Raw genomic sequence first — 22,693 nt, forward strand, 5'->3', positions numbered from 1 at the left:
ATGTCGACGTCAGCCCCGCCCCGCAACCGCTTCGAACGGCGCCGCGCCGAGACCCGTCAGGCACTCATCCGTGCGGCGCGGCAGATCCTCGCGGAGACCGGGGACACCAGCGCCAGCATCCAGGCGATCGCCGAGCGCGCGGACGTCGGTTTCGGCTCCTTCTACAACCACTTCGAGTCCAAGACGGAGCTGTTCGACGCCGCGGTGACGGACGCTCTGGAGGAGTTCGGCCAGGTCATCGACGAGCGTGTGGAAGGGATCGACGACCCGGCCGAGCTGGTCGCCGCGGGATTCCGGCTCACCGCGCGGATGGCCGATTCCCACCCCGAACTCATGCGGATCCTGCGCGACCGCGGCCTGGCCCACATCCACTCCGAGCGTGGCCTGTCCCCCCGAGCGCTTCGTGATCTGCAACGCGGCATCGCCTCCGGCCGCTTCACCGGCACCGACCCGACCACGGCCCTGTCCGCCCTGGGCGGGACCCTGCTGTCCCTGGTGGCTCTACGGCTGGCCCGCCCCGACCTCGACGGCGACGAGACCGCCTCCGACATGGCCGCAATGGTCCTGCGCATGCTGGGCCTCTCCGCGGACGACGCGCACGAGGTCACCCGTCGCCCGCTGCCCGGCCTCGACTGACCGGCAACCCACCTCTCCATCAAGCAGAAGGTCCCGAACCCGGCGCGCAGCGACCCGCGGTGCCACGCCGGCGGCGACGAGGAACGCGGTTGCCGCAGCCTCACCTCTGGGATCCGCCCACGTGGACTCGGTGGTCTCCTCGGCCAGGGCCGGCATCAGGGCCTCCAGTGCCTGGGCGAGGACAGGCGCGGGGACATGGTCCGCGAACATGCCTTCGTCCTGGCCACGCCGTAGGGCCGCGACGGCCTCTTCGCGCGCCGGCGCCAAGGTGGTGCGGATCGCCTCCTGTCCCACACCGCGGCGCCCCAGAGAGAGGAGCATGCGGTACTGGTCGCCCACCGACCATGCCGCCAGCACCATCCGTGCCATCGCCGCCGACGGATCGGCACCCGGAATGCGGGCTGAGGCGAACGCCTGTTGCAGCGCTTGGGCCGCTTCCTGCGTCAGGTCGCCGACCAGCGCTTGCCGGTTGCGGAAGTGTCCGTAGAGGGTGCGCCGTGCGACGCCGGCCGCCAAAGCGATGCCGTCGAGACTCGCATCGGGGTCGTCGCGCAGTTTCTGTTGGGCGGTGGCGAGAAGGCGTCGGCGGTTCGAGCGAGCGTCTCTGCGGTGCGAAGCGGCCCGGAGCATCGTGCGGGTGCATGGCTCCTCTCCTCTCCGCGAATTCTGGCTGGGTAAAGACCGTGGGCGCCGGTGCTCCCTCACGCACCGGCGCCCACTCACCCCTGCCCAGGGTGGCTGTTGTCCTGCTGACGGGCGTCAGGGGACGAGAATGAGGCGGATCGGGTCGCCGATCTTGTTCTCCAGACGGTTGACCGCGCCGGCCGCGTCGACGAGCGGGATGTGGTCCGTGATGGAGGGGGCCAGATCGAGGCGTCCGCCTGCGGCGAGCTGCACCAGCTCGTAGACGCCGTCGGGCGTGCCGCCGTAGTGGCCGCGGACCTGCTTCTGCATGTAGTTGAAGGTCAGCCCCTCGGTGATGGTCAGCGGCCTCGGGGTGATGCCGACCAGGATCAGCGAGCCGCCCAGGCCGAGGACGGAAGCGGCCTGCTCGCGGACGGCGGGTACGCCGGCGCAGTCGAAGGCGAAGTCGAGGCCGCGTCCGCCGGTGGCCGCGCGGACCTGGTCGGTGAAGTCCGGGGCGGCCGGGTCCAGGGCGAAGTCCGCGCCGAAGGCGAGAGCACGCTCACGTGCGCTGGGCAGCGGGTCGACGGCGATGATGGGTGCCGCGCCGACCAGTCGGGCGAGGCGCACGTTGTGCGCGCCGACTCCGCCCACGCCCCAGATGCCGACGGACTGGGCGGGACGGACGCCCGCGGTGGCGACGACGGCGGCGTAGGGGGTGGAGACCGCGTCGGGGATGATCGCGGCCTGGTCGAAGGGCAGGCTGTCGGGGATGGGGACGACGGTCTCCTCGGGGGTGACCATGTACTCGGCCCAGCCGCCGTCGTAGTCGATGCCGGCGGTGCGGACCTGGGCGCAGGCGCGATGGCGCACACAGCCCTCGCACTTGCCGCACGCCTTGCCCGCCTCCAGGGTGGCGCGGGTGCCGACGGTCAGGTCCCGCTTGAGGTCGGGGCCGAGGACGTGGACGACACCGGAGACCTCGTGGCCGACGGTGACCGTGTCGGAGTCCAGGAAGAGCGGAGGCAGGGAGCCGTCGAGGAGGTGGACGTCGGAAAGGCAGACGCCTGCGGCCTTCACCTCGATGAGGACCTCACCAGGTCCGGGTACGGGGATGGGGACCTCCTCCATGGCGAACTTCTTGCTGTCCACGTGGAAGCGTCCGGCGAGCATGGTGTCCATGAGGAACTGCTTTCTGTGAGCGGCACCGATCATGGGGATTCAGCGGTGCCCTGAGGTGTGCGATGACTGGGGATTCAGCGGTGCCCTGAGGTGTGCGATGACTTGTGGTGGCGGGGAGGCGTACGGCTGGCAGCGGGGGAGTGCCGCACGCCTCCCGGCGTCGGGAGGTCACACGCCTTGACGACGTTGTAACGGTCAGGCGAAGACGTCCTGCTGGTAGCGCTCGTCCGCTTCGAGCTGGGCGAGCCACTGCTGGGCGGTCTCGTCGTCGCTGTCGGTCTTCTGACGGTGGATGGCGGCGAGGGCCTCGCGGACGGCGGGCGCCATACGGCGGCCGTCACCGCAGACGTAGATGTACGCGCCGTCCTCGATGGCCTGCCACACCGTGTCGGCGGCGCCCACGATGGCGTTCTGCACGAACCGGGCCGGGTGGTCGGTCACCGCGGAGTAGGCGGTGTGGATCTGCGCGATGCCGGCCTGCTCCCAGTCCCGCATCTCCTGACGGTAGAAGTAGTCGTGCTCGGGGTGGCGGCAGCCGACGAAGACCTGCGCCAGGCCGACCTGGATGCCGTGCTCGTGCTGCCAGGCCCGCTCCTCCAGGAAGCCGCGCAGGGGCGCGATGCCGGTGCCGGGGCCGATGAGGATCAGCGGCGTGGCGGGGTCGGCGGGCGGGGCGAACGTCGGGGAGGGCACGCGGACGTAGCCGTAGACGACGTCCCCGGGCTCCAGGCCCGCGATGTAGGAGGAGCAGGTGCCGCGGTAGTGGCCGTCGCCGGACAGGGCCGGGCCCTCCAGCAGGCCGACGGTCAGGCGCACCTGCCGTGGGTTGGCCGACGGGGCGGAGGAGATGGAGTAGAAGCGCGGACGGATCGGGCCCATCATCTCCAGGAAGACCGCCAGCGGCAGCTCGACCGCCGGAAAGCGCTCCAGCAGGCCCAGCACCGAGACCCGCTTGCCGAGGATCTCCTTGCTGTAGCGCTCCTCGGCCTCCTCGGTGTCGGCGGTGTACGCCTGGAGCTGCGGCCGGGTCCACGGGCACTGGGTGTACTCGGCCAGGGTCTGGATCTGGGAGCGGGTGGCCACGTCCTGCAGTTCCAGGAACTCGGTGAGCAGGATGCCCGCGGTGACGGGGACGCCGACCGGCAGGTGCGTGCGGCCGCCTGCGGGCAGGTCCAGGCGCAGCACCTGGTCGTACTCGACACCGAGCCGCTTCAGCGCGCGGTTCACCAGGGCAGGCTCGTTCTTGGCGAAGACGGCCAGGTGGTTGCCGGTGTCGTAGGTGACGCCCTCGGGCAGCTCGAAGGTGATGGACCTCGCGGACGGGCGCGGCGGCTCGATCCGGAAGTCCCACAGGCCGGTCGCGTCGGCCACCAGCTCCTCGTTGGCCACCACCTTGAGCGGATATGCCTGCTCGGAGACGATCGCGGGACGCACGTCGGACTCGGTGAGCAGCTGGACCTCGTAGCGCGGGCCGCTCGCCTCGGAGGTGTCGGCGGCGTACTCCTCGGCCAGGGTGGCCCACAGCGTGTCCATCCAGCGACTGGCCATGCCGTCGAAGTCACCTGCGGCGTCCGCGATGCCGCGCTCGACGACCGGAGTGGCGCCGGCGGCCAGCAGCCCTTCCTCGATCCGCTTGGGGAACGCCTGGTAGGTGGCCACCCACTGGGTGTTGCCGGCGCCCAGCAGCGCGAACCGCACGTTCGACAGAGAGCCCTCCGGCAGACCGGCGCCCAGCAGGTCGTCGAAGCGCTGCGCGTTGTCAGGGGCCTTGCCGTTGTAACTGGCGGCAACAACCACGAGCAGACCCTCGGTGGGCAGGTTGTCACCGAGCTCGTCCAGGCTCATCAGCGTGGTGCCGAACCCGGAGCGCTCACCGCGGTCGGCGATGGTGCGCGCCAGGTCCTCGCACGAACCCAGGCTCGATCCGTGGGCGACGGTCAGATTCACCCCGACGCCGCTCACCGCGGCCTGCTGCCGCTCGTCGTCGCTCTGCGGGGCGACGGCGCCGAACACGGCCCGCTCGTGCTCCTGACGCCTGCGGATGACGAGTTCGAAGTCTCCGGGCTTGCGCGTCAGGGCTTCCCGCACGTCCATCTTGTAGTCGGTGGTGTCGGAGAACTTGAACTTCTGCAGCACCAGCGCCAGCGCCAGGCGGGCCTCGGTGAGGGCGAACTGGCGGCCGATGCACGCGCGCCGGCCGTTGCCGAACGGCTTGTAGGCGTGCTGGTGGTGCCGGGCGCGGTTCTCCGGCAGCCACCGGTCGATGTCGAACTCGTACGGCCTCTCCCATGCCTTGGGGTGGGTGTGCAGCGGACCCATCAGCAGGTTCGTCTTCGTGCCCTGCTTCAGTTGGTACCGGCCTCCGATGACGGTGTCCTCGAGCGGCGCCTTCATGATCTGCGGTATGGGAGCCCACAGGCGCAGGGTCTCCTCCAGGATCCGCGGGATCACGTCCATTTTCATGATCGTGTCGTAGTCCGGGACCGTGTCACCCGGCATGAGGCGGTCCACCTCGGCGTATGCCTGGGCCAGCACGTGCGGGTTGCGCATCAGCGAGTACGTGGCGAACGACAGCAGACCGCTGGTGGTCTCGTGGCCGGCGATCAGGAACGTCACTACCTGGTCGCGGACGTTGTCGTCGTCCAGCGGCCTGCCCGTCTCCGGGTCGGTGGCTTGAAGCATCAAGCCCAGCAGGTCGTCCTCCCCGCTGCTCCTGCCCTGACGGCGTTCCTTGATCACGTTCTCGACGAGGTCCCGCATCAGCTGGATGTTCGTGCGGTAGCGCTTGTCGTCGTCCGTGCGCAGCGCGGTCATCTCCGGCAGTTCCTGGGTGCGCCGCATCGACTCCACCAGCGCTTCCAGCAGGGCGTTGAGGAAGGGGTGCAGCTCCTCCTCGGCGAAGGAGTCGAACCGGTAGCCGAAGCCGGACAGGGCGATGGTGTCCAGGGTCAGCCGGGTGTAGTCGTCAGTGATCTTCACCGGCTCACCCTCCTTGCTCTCCCACTTGCCCACGAGGTTCTGGGCGATCTCCAGCATCTGTCCGTAGTAGTTCTTCATGGCGCGCTGGCTGAAGGCCGGCATGAGGATCCGGTGGGCCATGCCCCAGGCGTCACCGTCGTCGAGCTCGTGGGCCGTGAACAGGCCCGCTCCCGTGTAGTCGCGGACATGGCTCAGCGGGGCGAAGATCGGCTTTCCGAAGCGGGTCTCGTCGCTGACCTCGGTGACCAGGTCCGGGTCGTAGACGAAGACGTTGTCCTGGCCTGCGATGTTCAGGCTGAAGATGCCCTCCGGGAACTGCTTGGACAGCTCGCCGAAGAACGCGACCGGGTTGGTGTCCGGAAGCGGCGGTGCGGGGTCGAGGACCGGAATCCCGTGCGAGGGGCGGGTGGGGCGAAGGTCGTTCGCGGCGTGCGTGGTCATGACGTGCTCCTCTGCGTGAATGGAGTGGAGGGGGTGGGCAAGGGCGCGCTGCGCTGGTAGGTGCCGCGCCGCACCACGGAAACATACGCCGTATGGATTAGTACCGTACGTCGTATGGAAACTCGGTGCAACCCCGGCCGAGGGGAGGGGTGCCGTGATCGGAGTCATTTTCCGTACGCCGTATGGGCGCTGATACCGTACGAGGTATGGAAAAAAAGGTGAGACGTCCCCCGCGGGGAACGAGGAAGAGAGACGTGCCTCTGACCGAGGCCGGGATCTACACCGCCGCCCTGCGGCTGATCGACGAGGACGGGGCCGAGGCGCTCACCATGCGCAAACTCGCGACCGTGCTCGATGCGAACCCGATGTCGCTGTACCACCACGTGCCGAACAAGGAAGCCGTGCTGCGCGGCGTGACGAGAATGGTCGGAGCCCAGTTCCGCACCGTGACGCTTCAGGACGCTCCCTGGCCGGAGCGCCTCCGGCTGCTCGCCACGGACTTCCGGACGCTGGCACACCGGCACCCCGAGCTGATGGCGTACTCGTTCAGCCACCAGCCCGACTTCATCCAGCACGACGACCCGTTCTGGACGGCCCTCACCGCGACCGTGGCCGCTGCCGGCGTGCCGTTGTCAGAGGTCCCTGAGATCGCCGCGCTGATCGTCGCCGTCGTCGTCGGTGTCCTCAGCGCCGAACTCAACGGAGCGCTCCACCAGTGGGCGAACCTCAAGCCCCCCGGCCCTGATACCGACGGCGGAGACGGGCCCACGGATGCGGCACCTGGCTCCACGGGTGCAGGGACTGCGGGCCCTGATCGGGACCACATGTTCCGTCTCGTGATGGACACGCTGATCACGGGCCTGGAAAGCCGGCTCACCGCCGACCGTGACAGCCAGGACGCCGGCCGCCGTTGAGTCCGCGGCTCGAGGTGCTACGGCTTGAGGCTCGTCCGTGGCGGGCGAGCTCGGGGCGCTGCGGCCGGAAGAGATCGTTTCCCGCGCTGTCCGAGCTTCCTGCGTTCCGAGCCCGGTCAGCGGTTACAGCAGACTCGCTCGTACCGAGAGGCGTGTGGAGAGCAGCACCGCCCCGAACCAGTCCACGATCCGTACCGACCTCGACAGCGAGCGACGCGCGGAGCGTGCACCTACGCACCCCCGCGCGCCACCTGCACCGGCCGCACCTCATGTCCCACGCTGGGGGACCTCTCCCGTCCACAACTGGCTGACCTGACACCGTCCCCGCCAGGTGGCGCACGGCGCACTGGTGCCCACGGCGGGGCCCGGCCGCCGCCCACGCCCATCGCTGGACTGACAGTCACCTGGCCGAGTTGCGCCGAGCCGCTGAGTCAGCTCAGGGGCGAGTCGGTGGTGGGCGTGAGCACGGTCTCGGCGATGCCGACAATCTGGCTGAGGTCGAAGCCCTCCATGTCGGCGCGAAAGTCCGGGCTGGCCAGGTACGCCCGCAGCCGCTCCTGCACGTCGTCGGTGTCCCTGTAGGAGACGAGGGCGTACAGCTGGGGCGTCTCACTCCCGGAAGCCGCTGGCACCGTCCAGACGCCGTGCGTGGTGATCCGGTGCTTCGCCATGCCGGGAATGTGCTGGGACCAGACGTTCTCATAGGCGACGAGGGCTTCCGGGCCGGACAGGGTGTAGACACGAAGCTGGTACTGGGACATGAACGCTCATTCCTCTTCTGTCTCGGCATGGATGGTCAGCGGTCAACTTTGGGAGAGCAGGTACGCCAGTTCGGTGTCCCAGTCGATGCGTCCGGCCTCGGTACCCCGTGGCACCCGAGCCTCCGTGCTTTCCAGGAAGCTCTTGACGTCCCGCACGGGAACCTCGAGCAGGGCGGCGCCCGCGCGCGACCCGAGAGCGATGTACATCGCCTGGTTGCCACGACCGACGGCCGACCAGATCCGGACGTCCCCATGACCGGCGCAGCCCTCCAGGCCATCGGCGAGAAGGTCACGCCCCAGGACCCATTCGACGGGCTTGTCACTGTGGGAGAAGAAGGTCGCACGAACGACATAGGGATCAGCGGGCTCGTACCGCAGACGCATACGCAGGGGCAGCGAGTAGACCCGCGCGACGACGAGCCGGGCGGTCAGTCCCTGGACCACAGTCCTCGAAGACTCCATCGACATTCACTCCAAGGCGCCCCTCCCTCGGCTGCGCCCGCCGCTCGCGGCGGTAAAGACGCATCGGAGGAAGAGGTGTTGCAGCAGGGCCCGGGCGCCGGGACGGCATCGGCAGACCGCGCGATTCGTGGCGTCGCGGCAGATGGGCGACGCGTGCCTGCGACACGAGGTCGGTGTCGGCAGGCAGGTTCGACAGGAGCGGGTCCTCGCTCAATCGCCCGCCTGGGGCGGCGGTCAGGGGACCGTTGATCCTTGAACAGCGGTCGTGTCCCTGCCGCCGGCAGGCATCGGGCGAGGGATGCAGCCTCGGCCCATGGGCACAGACAGAACCTGTCTCACCGGTCACCGTGGTTCCGGTCGAAGTGGTCCCAGCCGCCATAGTTCCGGTCACCGTGGTACCCGCCGTGGCGGTCCCGGTCCCGGCCGTCGTGCTCGTAGCGGTTCCAGCTGTGCCGGTACGACCTGTCGGACTTCCACCCGCGCCCCTCGTCGCTCCAGTAGCAGCGACCGTCGCGGCTGTGCCAGGACGAGTCGGTGACACGCTCGTCGTGGTGCCAGCCACGGTTCTCGTCCCAGCAGTAGCCCTGCTCGATCAGGTAGCCGATGCCGTGGTCCCAACGGTAGTCGGCGGGGTTGACGCCGACGGCCGGCCGCTGGACGTGGGCGGCGGAGGGAGTCGCGGCCGAAGCGGTGCCCCCGGCACCGACGACGACGACACCCGCGATCGCCACGGAGGAAACAGCGACAGGGAACCGCTTCGTGAGCTTCTTCATGATCTTTCCTTCCGGCTGGCGCGATTAGCGCCAACGGCCTCTCGTGCAGGCGGAGTTCAGGGCCTGGACCCTGTTCGATCAAACTTTTCCATACGTCGTATGGAAGCACCTCTCAAGGATTACCATACGGCGTATGGAAATGCTGCGGATGGGGACGGTGACACACACCACAGGCCCCTGAACAGCTCTCGCGAGAGCGTGTCGTCGACGTTGGTGATCGGGCCCCGCCCGGTGTGATCAGCGGCTTGGGTCGGGATCGGTCGGCCGAGGCCCGTGTTGTATCCGCAGACCATCGTGATCAGGTGGCAGTTTGCTCGCGGACCTGCTCTCCGGCAGCCCCTGACCCGCAGGCACCCCGTCAATGACCAAGAGCTGCCCCGTCCTCGAGACGCGCTGCGCCCCGAACGGCGGTTTGCGATCGTCGGAAGACGGCGCGAGCATTTTCTTAGGGGCGCAACGGCCGGGCCAAGCCCTGAATGCCGGCGCCATGGGAGGAGGGACGCGCCCTCGCGCTGCGACACTCCGACAGACGTCACCTGTGAAGCGGCGGCGCAGCGAACAAGACCGGACCCGCTCAGCCGGTGTTCCGGGCTGACGGGTAACACCTGCGGTCGGCTCACCTTGCAGACGGCCTGGGCTCCGTCACAGCCGCATGACCGCGTCGGTGGTCGCCGCCGTAGGGCGGTCGGCAGAGCGGAAGGAGTCTGGCCATGCGGATCGTCGTGGACCTGAATCGCTGCCAGGGATACGCACAGTGCGTGTATCTGGCGCACGAGGTCTTCAGGATGAACGGTCAGGAGGCGCTCACCTACGAGCCGAACCCTGATGACCAGCGGCGCCTGCAGGTCGAGCGAGCCGCTGCGGCGTGCCCGGTGCAGGCGATCGTGATCGACCGCTTGGACGGCGAGGAGCGGGGCGAGACGTCATGACCTTGCGGGCAACGGTCGCGGAGCTGGTGCGCGCGTTCCGGGCCAGCGGCCGGATCGTCATCGTGGGTGCTTCTCTGGCCGGGCTGCGGGCCGCGGAGACTCTGCGCGAGGAGGGCTTCACCGGTTCTCTGACCATCATCGGGGACGAGCCGTACGAGCCGTATGACCGTCCGCCGCTGTCCAAGCAGGTGCTCAAGGGCTGGGTGCCGGCCGACCACACCAAGCTGCCCCGCATGCGGGAAGCGGATGCCGACTGGCGACTCGGGGTGGCTGCCATCGGGCTGGATCGGGCCGCCAAGCAGGTGCGCCTGGCCGACGGCGAGCAGGTCCCGTACGACCGGTTGCTGATCGCCACGGGCACCCGCGCGCGGCAGTGGCCCAACCCGGCCGAGGCCGCCCTGCACGGGGTCCACACGATTCGCTCGCGCGATGATGCGGAGCGGTTGCAGAAGGAGCTGGCCGAGCCGCCGTCGCGGGTGTTGGTCATCGGCGCCGGGTTCATCGGCTCGGAAGTGGCCTCTGTCTGCCGGGAACTGGACATCCCGGTGACCGTCGTCGAGCGGGGTTCGGCGCCGCTGGTCGGCGCGCTCGGCGGGGTGATCGGGGAGATCGCCGCGCAGCTGCAGCGCGATCACGGCGTGGACCTGCGCTGCGGTCTGGGCGTGTCGTCGCTGGAGGGCGACTCCGGCGGGCACGTGCGGCGTGCTCAGCTTTCGGACGGTTCGACCGTCGACGCCGATGTGGTGGTGGCTTCGCTGGGGTCGATCCGCAACGTGGAATGGTTGGAGGGCTCCGGGCTGGCGGCCGGTTTCTGGGGCGTCGGATGCGATGCCGGCGGACGGGCCTTCGACATCAACGGCGTGGTCACCGACAGCATCTTCGTGGCAGGGGATGTGGCACGTGCGCCGCATGTGCTCTACGAGTATCAGTTCCTGGCGATGGAGCACTGGGACAACGCGGTGCTCGGCGCGGAGGCCGCGGCCCACAACATGGTGAACCTCGAGCCCCACTACCGCCCGCATCTGCTGCTGCCCGGCTTCTGGTCCGGTCAGTTCGGCGTGAACATCAAGTCCGTCGGCGTGCCGCCTTTCGGCGACGAGATCGTCTTCACCCAGGGGTCCGTCGAGGAGCGCCGTTTCGCCGCCGCCTACGGTCACCGGGGCCGCATCGTCGCGGCCGTCACCTTCGATCACGGCAAGTGGCTGGAGTACTACGGGAAGCTGATCGAGCATTCCGGTCCGTTCCCGCCTCCGCCGCCGGGCTGGGACCAACCGCCCGACGCCAAGCCGGTGCCGGCCGAGTTTCCGGATCCGAGGGTCCCGACGGCGATCCCCGACGTCGTCCTGACCGGCCACGCCCCGAGCGAGCGGACGGCCGAGTTCCGGATGCGCCATCACTGACGCGCTCGCCGGGCCAAGCCTGTAGGCGGACAGCATCGACATGAAGAAGGAGGGGAGCCTCGTGGTCGAGGAAACCCCCTGGCAGCAGGCCCTCCGCTACACCAACCGCGCCAACCCGTACCCCTTCTACGAGGAACTGCGCAAGACACCGGTGGCGCGGCAGCCGGACGGTACCTATGTCGTGAGCACCTACCGGGAGATCGTCACGCTGCTGCACGACCCCCGGGTCAGCTCGGATCCACGGAAGTGTCCCGTCCCGGCCGCAGCCCCGGCCGAGGGAGCGGCGGAGGCGGAGCCGATCACGGAGGCGGTCATCTCTTTGGAGCCGAACATCATCACCCAGGATCCACCCGAGCACGATCGAGATCGTCGGATGATGATGCCGCATTTCGTCGGCCCTGCCCATTCCCCTCACCTGATCTCCGACCTTGAACCCGAGGTCCATCGCATCGTGGCCGGGCTCCTGGACGACATGCGAGGCAATAGCCGGATCGACGCCGTCGACGACTTCGCCTACCCCCTGCCGGTGACCGTGATCTGCAAGGTCCTGGGCGTGCCGCTGGAGGACGAGCGACGCTTCCACCACTGGATCGAGACGGCCCTAGACGCTTTGGACTTCGGCCCCGAGGCCGCCTCTGAGGAGATGCAGAACCGGCTGGCCGGGGGTCGCCAGGCCGTGCAGGAGTTCGAGCAGTTCGCAGCGGATCTGCTCGACCGGTACGCCCGGCAGCCCGGCCCGGGCATGCTTTCGGCCATGGTGAACGAGGACGGCCCGGAGGAACGGATGTCCAAGGGTGTGCTCGCGAGCAACGCCCTGCTCCTGATCTTCGCGGGACACGAAACCACGGTCAACCTCATCGCCCACAGCGTGCTCACCCTGCTGCGCCACCCCGCCGCGCTCGAGAAGCTGCGCCGCCGGCCCGAGCTGATCGTGCCGGGGGTGGAGGAACTGCTGCGCTTCGAGTCGTCGGTGCAGTTCTGGCACACCCGCTCCGCCGTGGAGGACATCGACATCGCCGGCACCACCATCCCGAAGGGGGCGCCGATCTTCCTGGCGTACGGCTCGGCGAACCGCGACCCGCAACGGTTCACCGACCCCGACGCACTCGACCTCGAACGCCGCGACAACCAGCACCTCGGATTCAGCCAGGGCATCCACTTCTGCTTCGGCGCTCCGCTCGCGCGACTCGAGGTCCAGATCGCCGTCGGCGACTTCGTCCGCCGGGTGGAGAACCCCCGGCTCGTCGAGGACCCGCCGCCGTACCGGCACAACCAGATCTTCCGCGGACCGCGCCACGTCCTGGTCGACATCGACGGCATCCGCGACTGAGCGCGTGTGTGTGAGGGATCGCAATGCGGGCCTTTCGACTGGTCGGGTGGCGGCATCCGCCGGAGCTGCGCGAGGTGCCGGTTCCCGAGCCCGGACCGGGACAGGTGCTGGTGAAGGTCGCGGGTGCCGGTGCGTGCCACTCCGATCTGCACATCATGGAGGCACCCGGGCCACCACCCGGGCTCGTCACCGAACTGCCCTTCACCCTCGGCCACGAGAACGCGGGATGGGTGGAACGGCTGGGAGCGGGCGTCACCGGGTACACGCCCGGGGACCCTGTGATCGTCTATGGCTGCTGGGGCTGCGGGGTGTGTGCCAACTGCCGCCAGGGCATGGAGAACTACTGCCAGAACCTCGGCGGTCAGGGCCCCGGCCTTGGAGGCGGTCACGACGGCGGCATGGCCGAGTACCTGCTCGTCCCGGCGCCGCGGTACCTGATTCCGCTCGGCACCCTCGACCCCCGCCAGGCCGCCCCGCTCAGCGACGCCGGACTGACCAGCTATCACGCCGTCAAACGGTCGCTGCACCTGCTGGGGCCGGGGTCGACCGCGGTCGTGATCGGGGCGGGCGGTCTGGGTCAGATGACCATCCAGATCCTGCGCGCGCTCACCACGGCAACCACCGTAGTCGCCGTGGACACCGACACGGGCAAGCTGAAAACCGCCAAGCACATGGGCGCCGACGAGGCGCTTCTCTCGGGCGACGAGGCGATCACGCGCATCAAGGACCTGACGGGACAGCTGGGCGCTGAACTCGTGCTGGACATGGTCGGGATAGACCCGACTCTGCGGATGGCTGCTCAGGTGGCCAGGGTGCTCGGCCACCTGACCATGGTCGGCCTCGGCGGCGGAGCCCTGCCCGTCAACTTCACCAGCCCGCCGCACGAGTGCTCGGTCGCCTCGCCCTACTGGGGCACCCTCCCCGAACTGATGGAAGTGATCACCCTGGCCCAGCAGGAAAAGATCAGGATGCTGGTCGAGCACTTCCCTTTGGAACGCGCCGACGAGGCATACCAGCTCCTGCACGACGGCCAGGTTCAAGGACGCGCCGTCATCACCCCCCACGCATGAGTACCGACACCAGCGCGACCGACACGCACATGCGTCGTGGCCGGGTGACGACGGACATGCACTGACACGACAACGCTGCTCCAAGGAGGAGGCAGGCGCCATGACATCCCCCACCGATTCCCCGGGCCCCGTTCCCCCGCGCGGCACCGAGCCAGAAGAGAGGCCCGTGGCAGAAGGGATGGCCGCCCTGGCGAACATGGGCTGGCAGATCCTGCTCACGATGGGCCTCGCCACCGTCGCCCTGGGCGTCATCGCCCTGGTCTGGCCGGGCGCGACGCTGCGCGTCCTCGGCATTCTCTTCGGTGTCTACCTACTGGTCACCGGTGTCTTCCAACTCGCCGCCGCCTTCGGCACCCACGTCCCACGGCACCTTCGCGTGCTGCACTTCATCACCGGCGCGGCCTCCATCCTGCTGGGACTGATCTGCTTCCGGGGCACCCTTGAGTCGATTCTGCTGCTCGCCCTGTGGATCGGCTTCAGCTGGCTGCTGCGCGGCACCACGGAGATGGCCGCGGCGGCCTCAGCCCCGGCCATGCCGGGGCGCGGCTGGCACGTCGCCTTCGGGATCGTCGGAGCTCTGGCCGGCATCGTGATGATCGTCATGCCGTTCGCCTCGATCGCGACACTCACCCTGGTGGTGGGCGTCATGGCCATCATCGTGGGCCTGACCGAGGTGGTCCGCGCCATCAGGACGCGCGTCGAGATCGGTCATCTCGCTTCGGGCACGGCCGCCCAGCGGCGTCCTCTGTTCCACGCGCGTCCGCACCCTCAGCACTGACCGGCTGGCAGCGGTGAGCGGCGTTCGGGTCAGTCGGTGTGACGGCCATGAGACCGTCCGACGAGTGAGACCGTCCGACGAATGAGACCGCCCGCCGGACGACGGCCCATCCCGGCGGCCGCCATCCGGTGGGCACGGCGCCCGGTCGATGGCGGGGAACCCATACCCGTAGCGTCCGGGGACTGATCCGGCACCGTACGGGAGTGGGCAGGGTGACTGCTTCGCCGTCGAGCCCGACGGGGACGACCGGGGCGTCGGCGTGGATGACGACGTCGTCGGGTGTCGCCAGACGGGTCAGGCCATGCGTCTGCCCGCCTCGCAGCCTGGCGGCCGTCTCTGCGGGCGTCTCCGCCCTGGCGGCCAGTACTCCCAGGAGCCCGGAGTCGAGCTGCGCCCGCCTGCCGAGTCCGGCCGGGTCGTCGACCTGGTAGGGGTTGTTGCTCACCAGCACGGCATCCGGCCGGTCCACCGTGAGCAGTCCTGCGCCTACCACCAGCTCCGGACCCTCGTGGCGGGCCAGGTACTCCGGGAGGATCCTCACCATGGTGCCGATCTTGTCCTCCCGGTAGGCCGGGTCCTGCACCAGAGCGGCGTACGCTCCGAACGACACGTTGTCGACGAACGCCCGGTCGCCCGCGTACCCGAGGTCCACGCGCAGCTCGACGCCGTCCGTGAGGGCCTCCAGCGCGGCCGAAGGGTCCTCACGGTTCAGGCCGAGATCCATCGCGAAGTGGTTGCGGGTACCCGCCGGAACGACGACGAAGGGCAGGCCGCTCTCCGCGGCCACCGCGGCGACAAGCGCCTGCGTGCCGTCTCCGCCGGCCACCCCCAGCAGATCCGCACCGTCATCCACCGCGCGTCGGGCGACAGCCGCCAGGTCCTGGCGCAGGGAAGGATCGATCAGGAAAACCTGAGCCCCGAACGCCCGGGCTCGTTCCGCGATCCGGAAGCGGCCGGCTTTCCCTCCCCCCGAACGCGGATTCACGATCAGGTAGGGCCGCCGCGCGCCGGTCGCCGGCCGCGACGCGCTCTCGCTCATGGCACGTACCGCCAGGCCGCATGCATCAGCTCGGCGCACATCACCGGCGACAGCAGGACTGTAGCGATCACGCCTGCGGCTGACGGCGCCGTCTCCCACCGGGCCGACGGACCTGCGATTGCACCTGCGGCCAGCGTCACCATGACACTTCCTTCGGCAGTTACGGCTTGCGGCACCAGCCTGCAGCTCTGTCTGGGCATCCGCACCTGGGACGGGCGTGGCCCCGTCATCGCCGTGCACGCCCACCGCCCTGCGGACCGGTCTGCGCAGCGCCTCCATCACCGCTTGGCCACACCGTTCCCGCAACCTGCGTGTGCCGTGGTCGGAGGGGGGCGATGCCCGGGACGTGATCGTCGCCAGCCGCCACAGCCGACTCGCCGCCGCCAGTGGCAGAGGGGGGCAGTGGCGAGAGCGCAGGACACCAGGGCTCACGGACGAGGAGCTCACCCGTTTCCGGTGACTGGGGCGGGGCACCCAGTGCCCATGGCGTCGCGTCCGGTTCCGGTGCGAACCATCCTCGCCACCATCGGCCTGGTGCTCGCCACCTACGTCGTACTAGAACTGGCGGTGCATGCGCGTCGGGTCTTGATCTGGGCGGTCATCGCGTTGTTGTTGGCCGTCTCCCTTCATCCGGCGGTCGAGGCGCTGCAGCGTCGGATGCCGCGATGCCGACGGTCGGTGGCGACCTTGCTGGTCTTCCTGGCTGCCGCCGTGGCCGTCGGCGCGGTGGTCGCTCTGTTCGTCATCCCCCTGGCTCAGGAGGGAAGCCGGCTCGCCGGTCGCCTGCCCGCCATGATCAGGGACGCCCAGGCCGGTCGCGGGCCTGTCGGTAACTTGCTTCAGCGGACGCACGCTCTGCAGTACGTCCAGCGGCATCAGGCACAGATCCGCGCGTTCGTCACCGGGCTGAGTACGCCCGCCCTGAAGTTCATTCGCGGTGCCGCGACCACAGTGACAGGCGCTCTCACCATTTTCGTCCTGGCCTATCTGATGGTCCTGGAGGGCCCCAAGGCCATAGAGCGGTCCTTGGCCCTGGTGGACACGGCGTCCGCGGCCCGGATACGCAGCGTCGGAGCCGCGTGCGCCCGTACCGTCAACGGCTACCTGACCGGAAACTTGCTGATCAGCTTGATCTGCGGGCTCCTGACCTACGTCATGCTGCTCGTTTCCGGAGTGCCGTTCGCCGGCCTGCTGGCCCTCTTTGTCGCCGTGACCGACCTCATTCCCCTGGTGGGCGCCACCATAGGGGCTGTCGTCGCCTCCGCGGTGGCGTTCGTCCACTCCTTGCCGGCCGGCATCGGAGCCATCGTCTTCTTCATCGTCTATCAGCAGGCAGAGAACCACCTGCTGCAACCGCTCATCCTGTCCCGGACGGTGAAACTCAACCCCCTCACCGTGCTGCTGGCCATCCTGATCGCCGCCGAGGTCGCCGGGATCCTCGGTGCCCTGCTGGCCATTCCGGTCACCGGCGTCATCCAGGTCGTCCTCGGTGACCTCTGGGCCCACCGCAAGGGTCGGCCGCTTCGGTTGCCGATGAGCGCAGACAACAGCCCCGAGAACGCCGACGGGTCCGGCGACCGTGAATGACTGCTCCGTGACCCACGCAACGGCGAAACCCGCGCGTCAACATCAAGTGATCATTCAATCAGTCTTGAGGCACTTGACGATGGAGCTGCTTTATCTGATGATTTCATCATAAGTGGGCAGAATGCCGGACCCCAGCCGCCTGCGGCTCATCCAGCACCGGGTGCTGACGTGCGAGGTCTTGGACAGCGACACCGGCCAGCCCCATGGGAGACAACCCCGAGCGGCTGAACACTGAAGCATCCTTTGCTGCCCTTTGCGGAGTCAGCCCCGTCGAGTATTCGTCGGGCCGTCGGAGCACGCGCCGCCTCAACCGCGGCGGCGACCGTCAGGCGAACGCCGCCCTGCACCGGATCGTTCAGACCCGCCTGCGCGTCGACCCACGTACCCAGGACTACTACGAACGCCGCAGCAAGGAGGGCAAGACCCGACGTGAAATCGTCCGAAGTCTGAAGCGTTACGCGGACCGAGAGGTCTTTCACCTGGTCAGACCTGTGCACTTGCAACCCTCGTTATAGGGGCGGTCGCGAGACGTGAGAGGGGCTGGGGCGTGAGTGAGACACCCCCGAACACCCTGCAATACCGCTTTGACGGGCCAGAAGACGCTCCGGTCCTGATCCTGGGTCCCTCACTGGGCACGACATGGCACAGGTTGCAGAGACCGTCCAGGGACGTCTACGCCAGTCCAACGCGGGCACAGAATTGCAGGTCGGAGCCTCTTGGTCCGGGAGAGTCTGGCCAGTTGGTGATGGTTGTGTGATACGCGGGTGATACGGCGAAGCCCCACCGAGGTCCGTCCCTGGCAGGAGTTCTGCGCGGATGCGTGAGACGGCGAAGCCGCACCGGAGCACTCCGATGCGGCTTCGCCGTGGGATCGAGTGCGATGGCTCGCACGCCGCGGTCGGTGCCTCGTGCGGTCCGTGTGCCTGCGGCTCTCCCGGGTGCTTGATTTGCAGACGCACCAACTCACTCGTCCGTGCGAGGGGTGCATCCTCTCCAGCAGCAACGGAGATCGTCGACTTCCGGCTGCCCGCGGAGGCCGACCCGGTTCTCCGGGACAGCGGGGAGGCAGTGCCGCAGCGTGTGGGCGGCCCGTGAAGCGTGGTTGTGCGTCGTCTGCACCAGCACGATTGCCCCGGTTCGACTACGCCAGACCTGGGTGGTCGTGGCCCGGTCCACGTGTGAGGGTGACCAGCTGTGAGTTTCGGGTACGCGGGGAAGCGGCCGACCACGGCAGCAGGAGAGATGAGGTTCGCATGCGTACTGTCGGCAGCCGCCCGCCTACCGCCCTGCGCGGCAGCCCACTGCGGGGCCGGGTCGCCGTGGTCACGGGGGCGGCGCGCGGCGTGGGCGAGGCACTGGTGCGGCGCCTGGCCGCGGAGGGCATGCGGATCGCCCTGCTCGGTCGTGAGAAGGAGACACTGTCCCAGGTGGCGGCGTCGCTGGCCACCCTGACCGTCTGCATCGAGGCGGACGTGACCGATCAGGCCGCGCTCGACCGTGCCGCGCGGCAGGTCGAGGAGCGGCTCGGAGCGGCCGGTGTCGTGGTGGCCAACGCCGGCATCGCTGTAGGCGGGCCTTTCAGCCGCACCGATGCCGAGCTGTGGCGACGCGTCGTCGACGTCAACCTGGTCGGGGCGGCGAACACCGCCAGGGCCTTCCTTCCTCAACTCACGCGGACCGGAGGTTACTTCCTCCAGATCGCCTCGACCGCAGCGTTCGGCTCCGCTCCGATGATGAGCGCGTACTGTGCGTCCAAAACAGGTGCGGAGTCCTTCGCCTTGGCCCTACGGGGTGAGGTCGCCCCGGAGGGGGTCGCCGTCGGCATCGCCTATCTGCACTGGACCGGCACCGACATGATCGCCGGAATGGACGAGCACCCGGTGCTGCGAGCCCTCCGTCGGCACCAGCCGTCCTTCGCTCGGCGGGTCCACAGTCCGGCGCAGGTGGCCGACTGGCTCGCCACCGGCATCACGCATCGCGTCCGCAACATCTACGCGCCCCCGTGGCTGCGCTGGTGCCAGCCCTTGCGGCCGCTCTTCCCGTTCGTGGTCGGCCGCATCACCCGGCGCGAACTGCGGGAGGGATCGACCGACGAGCTCGGTGCCGATGTCGAAGTCCTCGGGGCGGGTGGCCGTGCCGACTGGACGTCGGTCAGGCCCGAGACCTGAACTGCAACGGGGCCGGGAGGCGTCCAGAGGGTGCCCGACAGACAAGCCACGAGGGTCGGTAGGACCTCGGTAAGTACCTGCCTGGGCCCTTCTGCCGTGCACGGCTTCAGTGCACTACCCGAGGAGTGGTTTCCCAGGACGGAAGCGGCCGTAGAGCCCTCAGGCGGGTAGGTGGTCGCCATGGACGAGGATGACGCGGCCGCGGCGCTGCGAGCGGCGCTCGACCAGCTGGCGTTCGCCACCCGGAGCGCGGCGGCGCTGTCGAGCACGCTGGATGCGGTCGAGGGGCTCAGGCGGGTGTGCCGGGTGCTGGTGCCGGGGCTGGCCGACTGGGCCGCGGCCGATCTGATGGACGAGAACGGCGCCGTCGAGCGGGTCTGTGTCTCACACCGTGACCCCAACACCGCCCTGACCGGCGGCCTGACGGGACCGTTGCCGCCGGCGCCGGAGACGCCAGGAGGGCCGCTGTCCCGGGTGCTTCGCGGCGCCGGCCCCCTGCTGTTGTCGGCCGGGCGGCTGCCGACCGCGCAGGAGGCGTCCGATCCGCTGCACACGGCAACCATGCGACCGTTCGCCCGACTCGGGGGAGACTCCGCGATCGTGGCCCCCTTGCGGGCACGCCGGCGAGTGCTGGGCGCGCTGACCCTGGTCCGGGGCGAGGGACACCCGCCGTGGGGCGAGGCGGACCTGGCGCTGGTCGAGGACCTGACCCACCGCATCGCGCTGGCCCTCGACAACGCCAGGCTCTACGCCGAGACCCAGGCCGTCGCCGAGCGCCTCCAGCGCTCCTTGCTGCCGGACCTGCCCGTCGTACCGGGTCTGCGCATCACCGCCCGCTACTCCCCGGCGCTCGCCACCGCGCAGATCGGCGGTGACTGGTACGACAGCTTCGTCCTGACGGAAAGCGGTGACACCACTCTGATCATCGGCGACGTCACCGGCCACGATCTGCATGCCGCCGTGACCATGAGCCAGATCCGGAACATGCTGCGTGGCATCGCCTGCGACCGCCGGGAGCCCCCCGGCATGATCCTGCGCCGCTTGGACCTCGCAGTCGACGCCCTCTACAGCCACCGCACCGCCACCTGCGTGTACGCACTGCTCAAGGGCCAGGAAGGAGGGCCGTACCAGCTGGAGTGGGCGAGTGCCGGACATCCACCACCCCTGCTGGTCACCGCGGACGGCGACACCACCTACCTCTGGGAAGCACACGGCCTGCTGCTGGGCGTCGACCCGCACGCCGAACGGCCCAGTGCCTGCCTGCCCCTGCCCGAGGGCAGCACCCTGCTGTTGTACACGGACGGCTTGATCGAACGGCGCGGCGAATCCATGGATCACGGCATGACCCGGCTCCGGCAGCACGCTGCCGCCCTGGTCGACCAGGACATCGACGAGCTGAGCGACGAGCTGATGAACGCACTCGTGGCAGGGGCCCACGACGACATCGCCCTGCTCGCCCTGCGACTGCCACAGTCGGACGACGGCGTCTCGCCCTGAGGCCACGTCGAATGCCCGCCGTACGCGATGTTCCTGAGACCGTGACGCCTACGTGGGCGCGCGCCGGCAAGGAGACGATGCAAGACCCGGGAGCATGTGGGGCGGCCTGCCCGAGCAGCGAGGAGGGCGAGGACTCGTGGGCCAGGAGATCGACATTCACGTCAGCACGCATCCGAGTCCGTCCGGCCAGGCGGATCCGGTCGAGCGGCTTCGGCAGGAGAACGTCGCACTGCGCAATCGGATGCTCGCGCACGCGGCCGTGGCCGCCGCCCAGGGGATCCTCAAGGAGCGATACCGTCTAGCCTCCCTGGAGGAGGGGTTCGAGCTGCTGCGCCGTACTTCCCAGCGGCACAACGTCAAGCTCCATACTCTCGCGGACGCGGTCAACCGCATCGCCGGGCCGGACGAGCACACCGGCGCCTGGTTTCCCCACCGCGCCCGGGCCGGCGCTCCCCGGCTTCCCGGGCTCCGGCTGTCCGGCAGCACGAGCTCGACGGCTCCGCAGGGCGCGGTCCTCGGCGCGGGGCTGCGCCGCGTACTGGAGATCACCGAGACCGCCATGGGCAATGTGCAGCTCGCCGAGGGCGGACTGCTGCGCCTGGAGAAGCACTCGGGGCTCGGTCGGCGGTTCACGGACTTCTTCGCCTTCGTCGACGACTCCGGCACCGCATGCGCGCAGGTCGCCCGGGACCGCCGGCAGGTGACCATTCGCGACGTCGCCACCGCAACCGTCTTCGACGAGGACTCCCGGCACGTGATCCTGCACGCCGGCAGCCGCGCTTGTCACAGCGTTCCGCTGCTCGACGAGCGTGGCGCGTTGCTGGGAGTGGTCTCGTCGCACCACGCCCGGCCAATCGCCGGATTCACCCGCAGCCAGCTCGCGGCCCTGCACGAAACCGCCGACGTGGTGGGCCGCTGGCTGGCATGGCACCGACGGACCGTCATCCTGGACGCCCTGGAGGATCTCCAGCGCACAGCGTCCCAGGGATCCTGAGCGGCTGATCGTTCCGGCCTGCCGCCCGGTGCTCGTACGCGGCCTCGGCGGCACCGGCCCGCGTACGTACACGTACGGCATCTCGCTCCAGGTGCTCGCTCGTCCGGGCCTGCCCGTCCGGGTCAGAGGCAACCCGAACCCTTCCGCGACCCACTCGAACGAAATCAAGAGCTCCAGGGCGTGGTCAGCGACCGCCGGAAGTCTGGGGTGGGACGTTTTGGCCAGGTGGGTTCGGGGACACGTCGGGCGGAGGTCGTGTCGCGTGCGGGTTCGGAAGTGAGCTGGCATTCCATTCGTCCGCCCGCCCTGCCGTCCGGCTCAGAACGCGGGCGGCAGAGCTGTGCTGCGTTCAGATGGCCGTGCCCTGGCCAGTGCCTTGATCAGAGCGGTGCGGATCTCGTCCGGCAGCTGTTCGCCGTGCACCCAGTCCACGATCAGTCGGATACCTGCCGCAGTTTCGTGTTGGTGTGCTGTGAGACCTCTCGCAGCACTTGGAATCCCTGCTCGGGATGCAGGCCACCGAGGGTGATGACCACGCCGATCGCCTGGTCGACCACGGTGTGGGAGACGACGGCCTCCTGCAGCTGACTGATTTCCGTCTGCAACTCGCTGATCTTGTTCAGGAGCGGTGTCCGTCCCGGAAGCAAGTGCTCCTCGAGCCGCGTGAGGGTGCCGTTTCGAGAGTTCTCCATCATGATCACATCCCAGACCGCGGGTCTCCCGCCCGGGTCGCCGTGCCGTACGGAATTGCGAAGACGACAATTCGACTCTTACCCCGGATGCTGTCTTCGTGCATCCCGTTCCACGGCGCGCAGCGGCCGGTGGTGTGGACCTGACTCAGGGTTCAACGCGGCCCGGGCGGTGGTGCACCTGCCCTTCGGACGATCGGCACCACTCGGGTCGCGGATGCTCGGTTGATGGTCGCGGCTGCCCGATGGACTGCAAGGATCCTGCGGGAGCGGATCACGGCTCACGACCATACGATCGAGCGCCTGTCGTACATCGCGGCAGGGCATTCGGGTGTGGGGGACTCGGGAGGGGGCACCCAGGGGTTGGGCCGCGTTCAGCAGCGTATCCATGGGGCTGGCTCGACTCAGGCTCCTCCGGTTCAGCCAATGAGCCGGGGGAG

The 22,693-nt window shown here is 69.1% G+C and carries 18 protein-coding genes and 3 pseudogenes; 13 read left to right on the top strand and 8 right to left on the bottom strand.

Translation table 11 applies throughout. The features are described 5' to 3' along the window. The gene (locus tag ACFY01_RS25015; protein WP_390737966.1) at positions 1-636 is read left to right on the top strand and encodes a TetR/AcrR family transcriptional regulator; all 636 of its coding nucleotides are present in this window, start codon (positions 1-3) and stop codon (positions 634-636) included. 465 nt (positions 637-1,101) lie between these two features. Here the strand turns inward: ACFY01_RS25015 and ACFY01_RS25020 are convergent. The 3 genes and pseudogenes from ACFY01_RS25020 to ACFY01_RS25030 all read right to left on the bottom strand — a co-directional run. After that, positions 1,102-1,266: pseudogene (locus ACFY01_RS25020) on the bottom strand (TetR family transcriptional regulator); the annotation flags it as partial. A gap of 129 nt (positions 1,267-1,395) precedes the next feature. Further along, positions 1,396-2,442, bottom strand: a complete 1,047-nt coding sequence (locus ACFY01_RS25025) for a zinc-binding dehydrogenase (RefSeq protein ID WP_390737967.1) — start codon at positions 2,440-2,442, stop codon at positions 1,396-1,398. A gap of 195 nt (positions 2,443-2,637) precedes the next feature. Continuing rightward, positions 2,638-5,862 carry a cytochrome P450 gene (locus tag ACFY01_RS25030; RefSeq protein WP_390737968.1) on the bottom strand — a complete coding sequence of 1,075 codons (3,225 nt, stop codon included), beginning with the start codon at positions 5,860-5,862 and terminating at the stop codon, positions 2,638-2,640. Positions 5,863-6,116: 254 nt separating this feature from the next. Here ACFY01_RS25030 and ACFY01_RS25035 point away from each other — a divergent pair, with 254 nt between their 5' ends. After that, the gene (locus ACFY01_RS25035; RefSeq protein ID WP_390737969.1) at positions 6,117-6,776 is read left to right on the top strand and encodes a TetR/AcrR family transcriptional regulator; all 660 of its coding nucleotides are present in this window, start codon (positions 6,117-6,119) and stop codon (positions 6,774-6,776) included. A gap of 431 nt (positions 6,777-7,207) precedes the next feature. Here the strand turns inward: ACFY01_RS25035 and ACFY01_RS25040 are convergent, their stop codons facing one another. The 3 genes from ACFY01_RS25040 to ACFY01_RS25050 form a co-directional block, all read right to left on the bottom strand. Next, complete coding sequence (locus tag ACFY01_RS25040) at positions 7,208-7,537, bottom strand: NIPSNAP family protein (RefSeq protein WP_390737970.1); 330 nt, start codon at positions 7,535-7,537, stop codon at positions 7,208-7,210. A gap of 42 nt (positions 7,538-7,579) precedes the next feature. After that, positions 7,580-7,999 carry an SsgA family sporulation/cell division regulator gene (locus ACFY01_RS25045; RefSeq protein ID WP_390737971.1) on the bottom strand — a complete coding sequence of 140 codons (420 nt, stop codon included), beginning with the start codon at positions 7,997-7,999 and terminating at the stop codon, positions 7,580-7,582. A gap of 335 nt (positions 8,000-8,334) precedes the next feature. Further along, positions 8,335-8,772: a hypothetical protein gene (locus tag ACFY01_RS25050; protein WP_390737972.1), complete on the bottom strand. Its 438-nt coding sequence runs from the start codon at positions 8,770-8,772 to the stop codon at positions 8,335-8,337. A 710-nt stretch (positions 8,773-9,482) separates the two neighbouring features. Between ACFY01_RS25050 and ACFY01_RS25055 the strand changes: the two genes are divergently transcribed. The 5 genes from ACFY01_RS25055 to ACFY01_RS25075 all read left to right on the top strand — a co-directional run bounded on the left by ACFY01_RS25055 (position 9,483) and on the right by ACFY01_RS25075 (position 14,279). After that, positions 9,483-9,701 (top strand): ferredoxin, encoded by a 219-nt coding sequence (locus ACFY01_RS25055; RefSeq protein WP_390737973.1) that lies wholly within the window; start codon positions 9,483-9,485, stop codon positions 9,699-9,701. Continuing rightward, on the top strand, positions 9,698-11,101 hold the full coding sequence (locus tag ACFY01_RS25060; RefSeq protein ID WP_390737974.1) for an NAD(P)/FAD-dependent oxidoreductase: 1,404 nt from the start codon (positions 9,698-9,700) through the stop codon (positions 11,099-11,101). Before ACFY01_RS25055 ends, ACFY01_RS25060 begins: the two co-directional genes overlap by 4 nt. Positions 11,102-11,141: 40 nt before the next feature. After that, positions 11,142-12,431 (top strand): cytochrome P450, encoded by a 1,290-nt coding sequence (locus ACFY01_RS25065; protein WP_390737975.1) that lies wholly within the window; start codon positions 11,142-11,144, stop codon positions 12,429-12,431. A gap of 23 nt (positions 12,432-12,454) precedes the next feature. Then, positions 12,455-13,501 carry an NAD(P)-dependent alcohol dehydrogenase gene (locus ACFY01_RS25070; RefSeq protein WP_390737976.1) on the top strand — a complete coding sequence of 349 codons (1,047 nt, stop codon included), beginning with the start codon at positions 12,455-12,457 and terminating at the stop codon, positions 13,499-13,501. Positions 13,502-13,601: 100 nt separating this feature from the next. Next, the gene (locus tag ACFY01_RS25075; RefSeq protein WP_390737977.1) at positions 13,602-14,279 is read left to right on the top strand and encodes an HdeD family acid-resistance protein; all 678 of its coding nucleotides are present in this window, start codon (positions 13,602-13,604) and stop codon (positions 14,277-14,279) included. Here the strand turns inward: ACFY01_RS25075 and ACFY01_RS25080 are convergent. Beyond that, a complete protein-coding gene (locus ACFY01_RS25080; RefSeq protein ID WP_390737978.1) occupies positions 14,188-15,318 on the bottom strand; it encodes a diacylglycerol/lipid kinase family protein in 1,131 nt (376 codons plus the stop codon). The two genes, ACFY01_RS25075 and ACFY01_RS25080, sit on opposite strands and share 92 nt — an antisense overlap. A gap of 483 nt (positions 15,319-15,801) precedes the next feature. On the opposite strand from ACFY01_RS25080, the gene ACFY01_RS25085 reads away from it, so the two are divergent. From ACFY01_RS25085 to ACFY01_RS25110, 6 genes and pseudogenes are all read left to right on the top strand, one after another. After that, positions 15,802-16,905: an AI-2E family transporter gene (locus ACFY01_RS25085; RefSeq protein WP_390737979.1), complete on the top strand. Its 1,104-nt coding sequence runs from the start codon at positions 15,802-15,804 to the stop codon at positions 16,903-16,905. 206 nt (positions 16,906-17,111) lie between these two features. Further along, positions 17,112-17,420: pseudogene (locus tag ACFY01_RS25090) on the top strand (transposase); the annotation flags it as partial. A 32-nt stretch (positions 17,421-17,452) separates the two neighbouring features. Further along, positions 17,453-17,563 (top strand): annotated as a pseudogene (locus ACFY01_RS25095) (3-oxoadipate enol-lactone hydrolase); the annotation flags it as partial. A gap of 595 nt (positions 17,564-18,158) precedes the next feature. Continuing rightward, positions 18,159-19,073 carry an SDR family oxidoreductase gene (locus ACFY01_RS25100; protein WP_390737980.1) on the top strand — a complete coding sequence of 305 codons (915 nt, stop codon included), beginning with the start codon at positions 18,159-18,161 and terminating at the stop codon, positions 19,071-19,073. Positions 19,074-19,253: 180 nt separating this feature from the next. Next, positions 19,254-20,570, top strand: a complete 1,317-nt coding sequence (locus ACFY01_RS25105) for a PP2C family protein-serine/threonine phosphatase (protein WP_390737981.1) — start codon at positions 19,254-19,256, stop codon at positions 20,568-20,570. Between the two features lie 136 nt (positions 20,571-20,706). After that, on the top strand, positions 20,707-21,564 hold the full coding sequence (locus ACFY01_RS25110) for a GAF and ANTAR domain-containing protein (RefSeq protein ID WP_390737982.1): 858 nt from the start codon (positions 20,707-20,709) through the stop codon (positions 21,562-21,564). Between the two features lie 434 nt (positions 21,565-21,998). Here the strand turns inward: ACFY01_RS25110 and ACFY01_RS25115 are convergent, their stop codons facing one another. Next, the gene (locus tag ACFY01_RS25115) at positions 21,999-22,259 is read right to left on the bottom strand and encodes an ANTAR domain-containing protein (protein WP_390737983.1); all 261 of its coding nucleotides are present in this window, start codon (positions 22,257-22,259) and stop codon (positions 21,999-22,001) included. Positions 22,260-22,693: the final 434 nt, after the last annotated feature.

The sequence above is a fragment of the Streptomyces sp. NPDC001480 genome (assembly GCF_042894725.1).
GTDB lineage: Bacteria > Actinomycetota > Actinomycetes > Streptomycetales > Streptomycetaceae > Streptomyces.

Coding starts and splice junctions, on each gene's coding strand:
- ACFY01_RS25050 (WP_390737972.1), bottom strand. CDS start 8,772: ATGAAGAAGCTCACGAAGCGGTTCCCTGTCGCTGTTTCCTCCGTGGCG.
- ACFY01_RS25025 (WP_390737967.1), bottom strand. CDS start 2,442: ATGGACACCATGCTCGCCGGACGCTTCCACGTGGACAGCAAGAAGTTC.
- ACFY01_RS25070 (WP_390737976.1), top strand. CDS start 12,455: ATGCGGGCCTTTCGACTGGTCGGGTGGCGGCATCCGCCGGAGCTGCGC.
- ACFY01_RS25060 (WP_390737974.1), top strand. CDS start 9,698: ATGACCTTGCGGGCAACGGTCGCGGAGCTGGTGCGCGCGTTCCGGGCC.
- ACFY01_RS25085 (WP_390737979.1), top strand. CDS start 15,802: ATGGCGTCGCGTCCGGTTCCGGTGCGAACCATCCTCGCCACCATCGGC.
- ACFY01_RS25115 (WP_390737983.1), bottom strand. CDS start 22,259: ATGATGGAGAACTCTCGAAACGGCACCCTCACGCGGCTCGAGGAGCAC.
- ACFY01_RS25015 (WP_390737966.1), top strand. CDS start 1: ATGTCGACGTCAGCCCCGCCCCGCAACCGCTTCGAACGGCGCCGCGCC.
- ACFY01_RS25030 (WP_390737968.1), bottom strand. CDS start 5,862: ATGACCACGCACGCCGCGAACGACCTTCGCCCCACCCGCCCCTCGCAC.
- ACFY01_RS25055 (WP_390737973.1), top strand. CDS start 9,483: ATGCGGATCGTCGTGGACCTGAATCGCTGCCAGGGATACGCACAGTGC.
- ACFY01_RS25040 (WP_390737970.1), bottom strand. CDS start 7,537: ATGTCCCAGTACCAGCTTCGTGTCTACACCCTGTCCGGCCCGGAAGCC.
- ACFY01_RS25080 (WP_390737978.1), bottom strand. CDS start 15,318: ATGAGCGAGAGCGCGTCGCGGCCGGCGACCGGCGCGCGGCGGCCCTAC.
- ACFY01_RS25045 (WP_390737971.1), bottom strand. CDS start 7,999: ATGGAGTCTTCGAGGACTGTGGTCCAGGGACTGACCGCCCGGCTCGTC.
- ACFY01_RS25075 (WP_390737977.1), top strand. CDS start 13,602: ATGACATCCCCCACCGATTCCCCGGGCCCCGTTCCCCCGCGCGGCACC.
- ACFY01_RS25100 (WP_390737980.1), top strand. CDS start 18,159: ATGCGTACTGTCGGCAGCCGCCCGCCTACCGCCCTGCGCGGCAGCCCA.
- ACFY01_RS25105 (WP_390737981.1), top strand. CDS start 19,254: ATGGACGAGGATGACGCGGCCGCGGCGCTGCGAGCGGCGCTCGACCAG.
- ACFY01_RS25065 (WP_390737975.1), top strand. CDS start 11,142: ATGAAGAAGGAGGGGAGCCTCGTGGTCGAGGAAACCCCCTGGCAGCAG.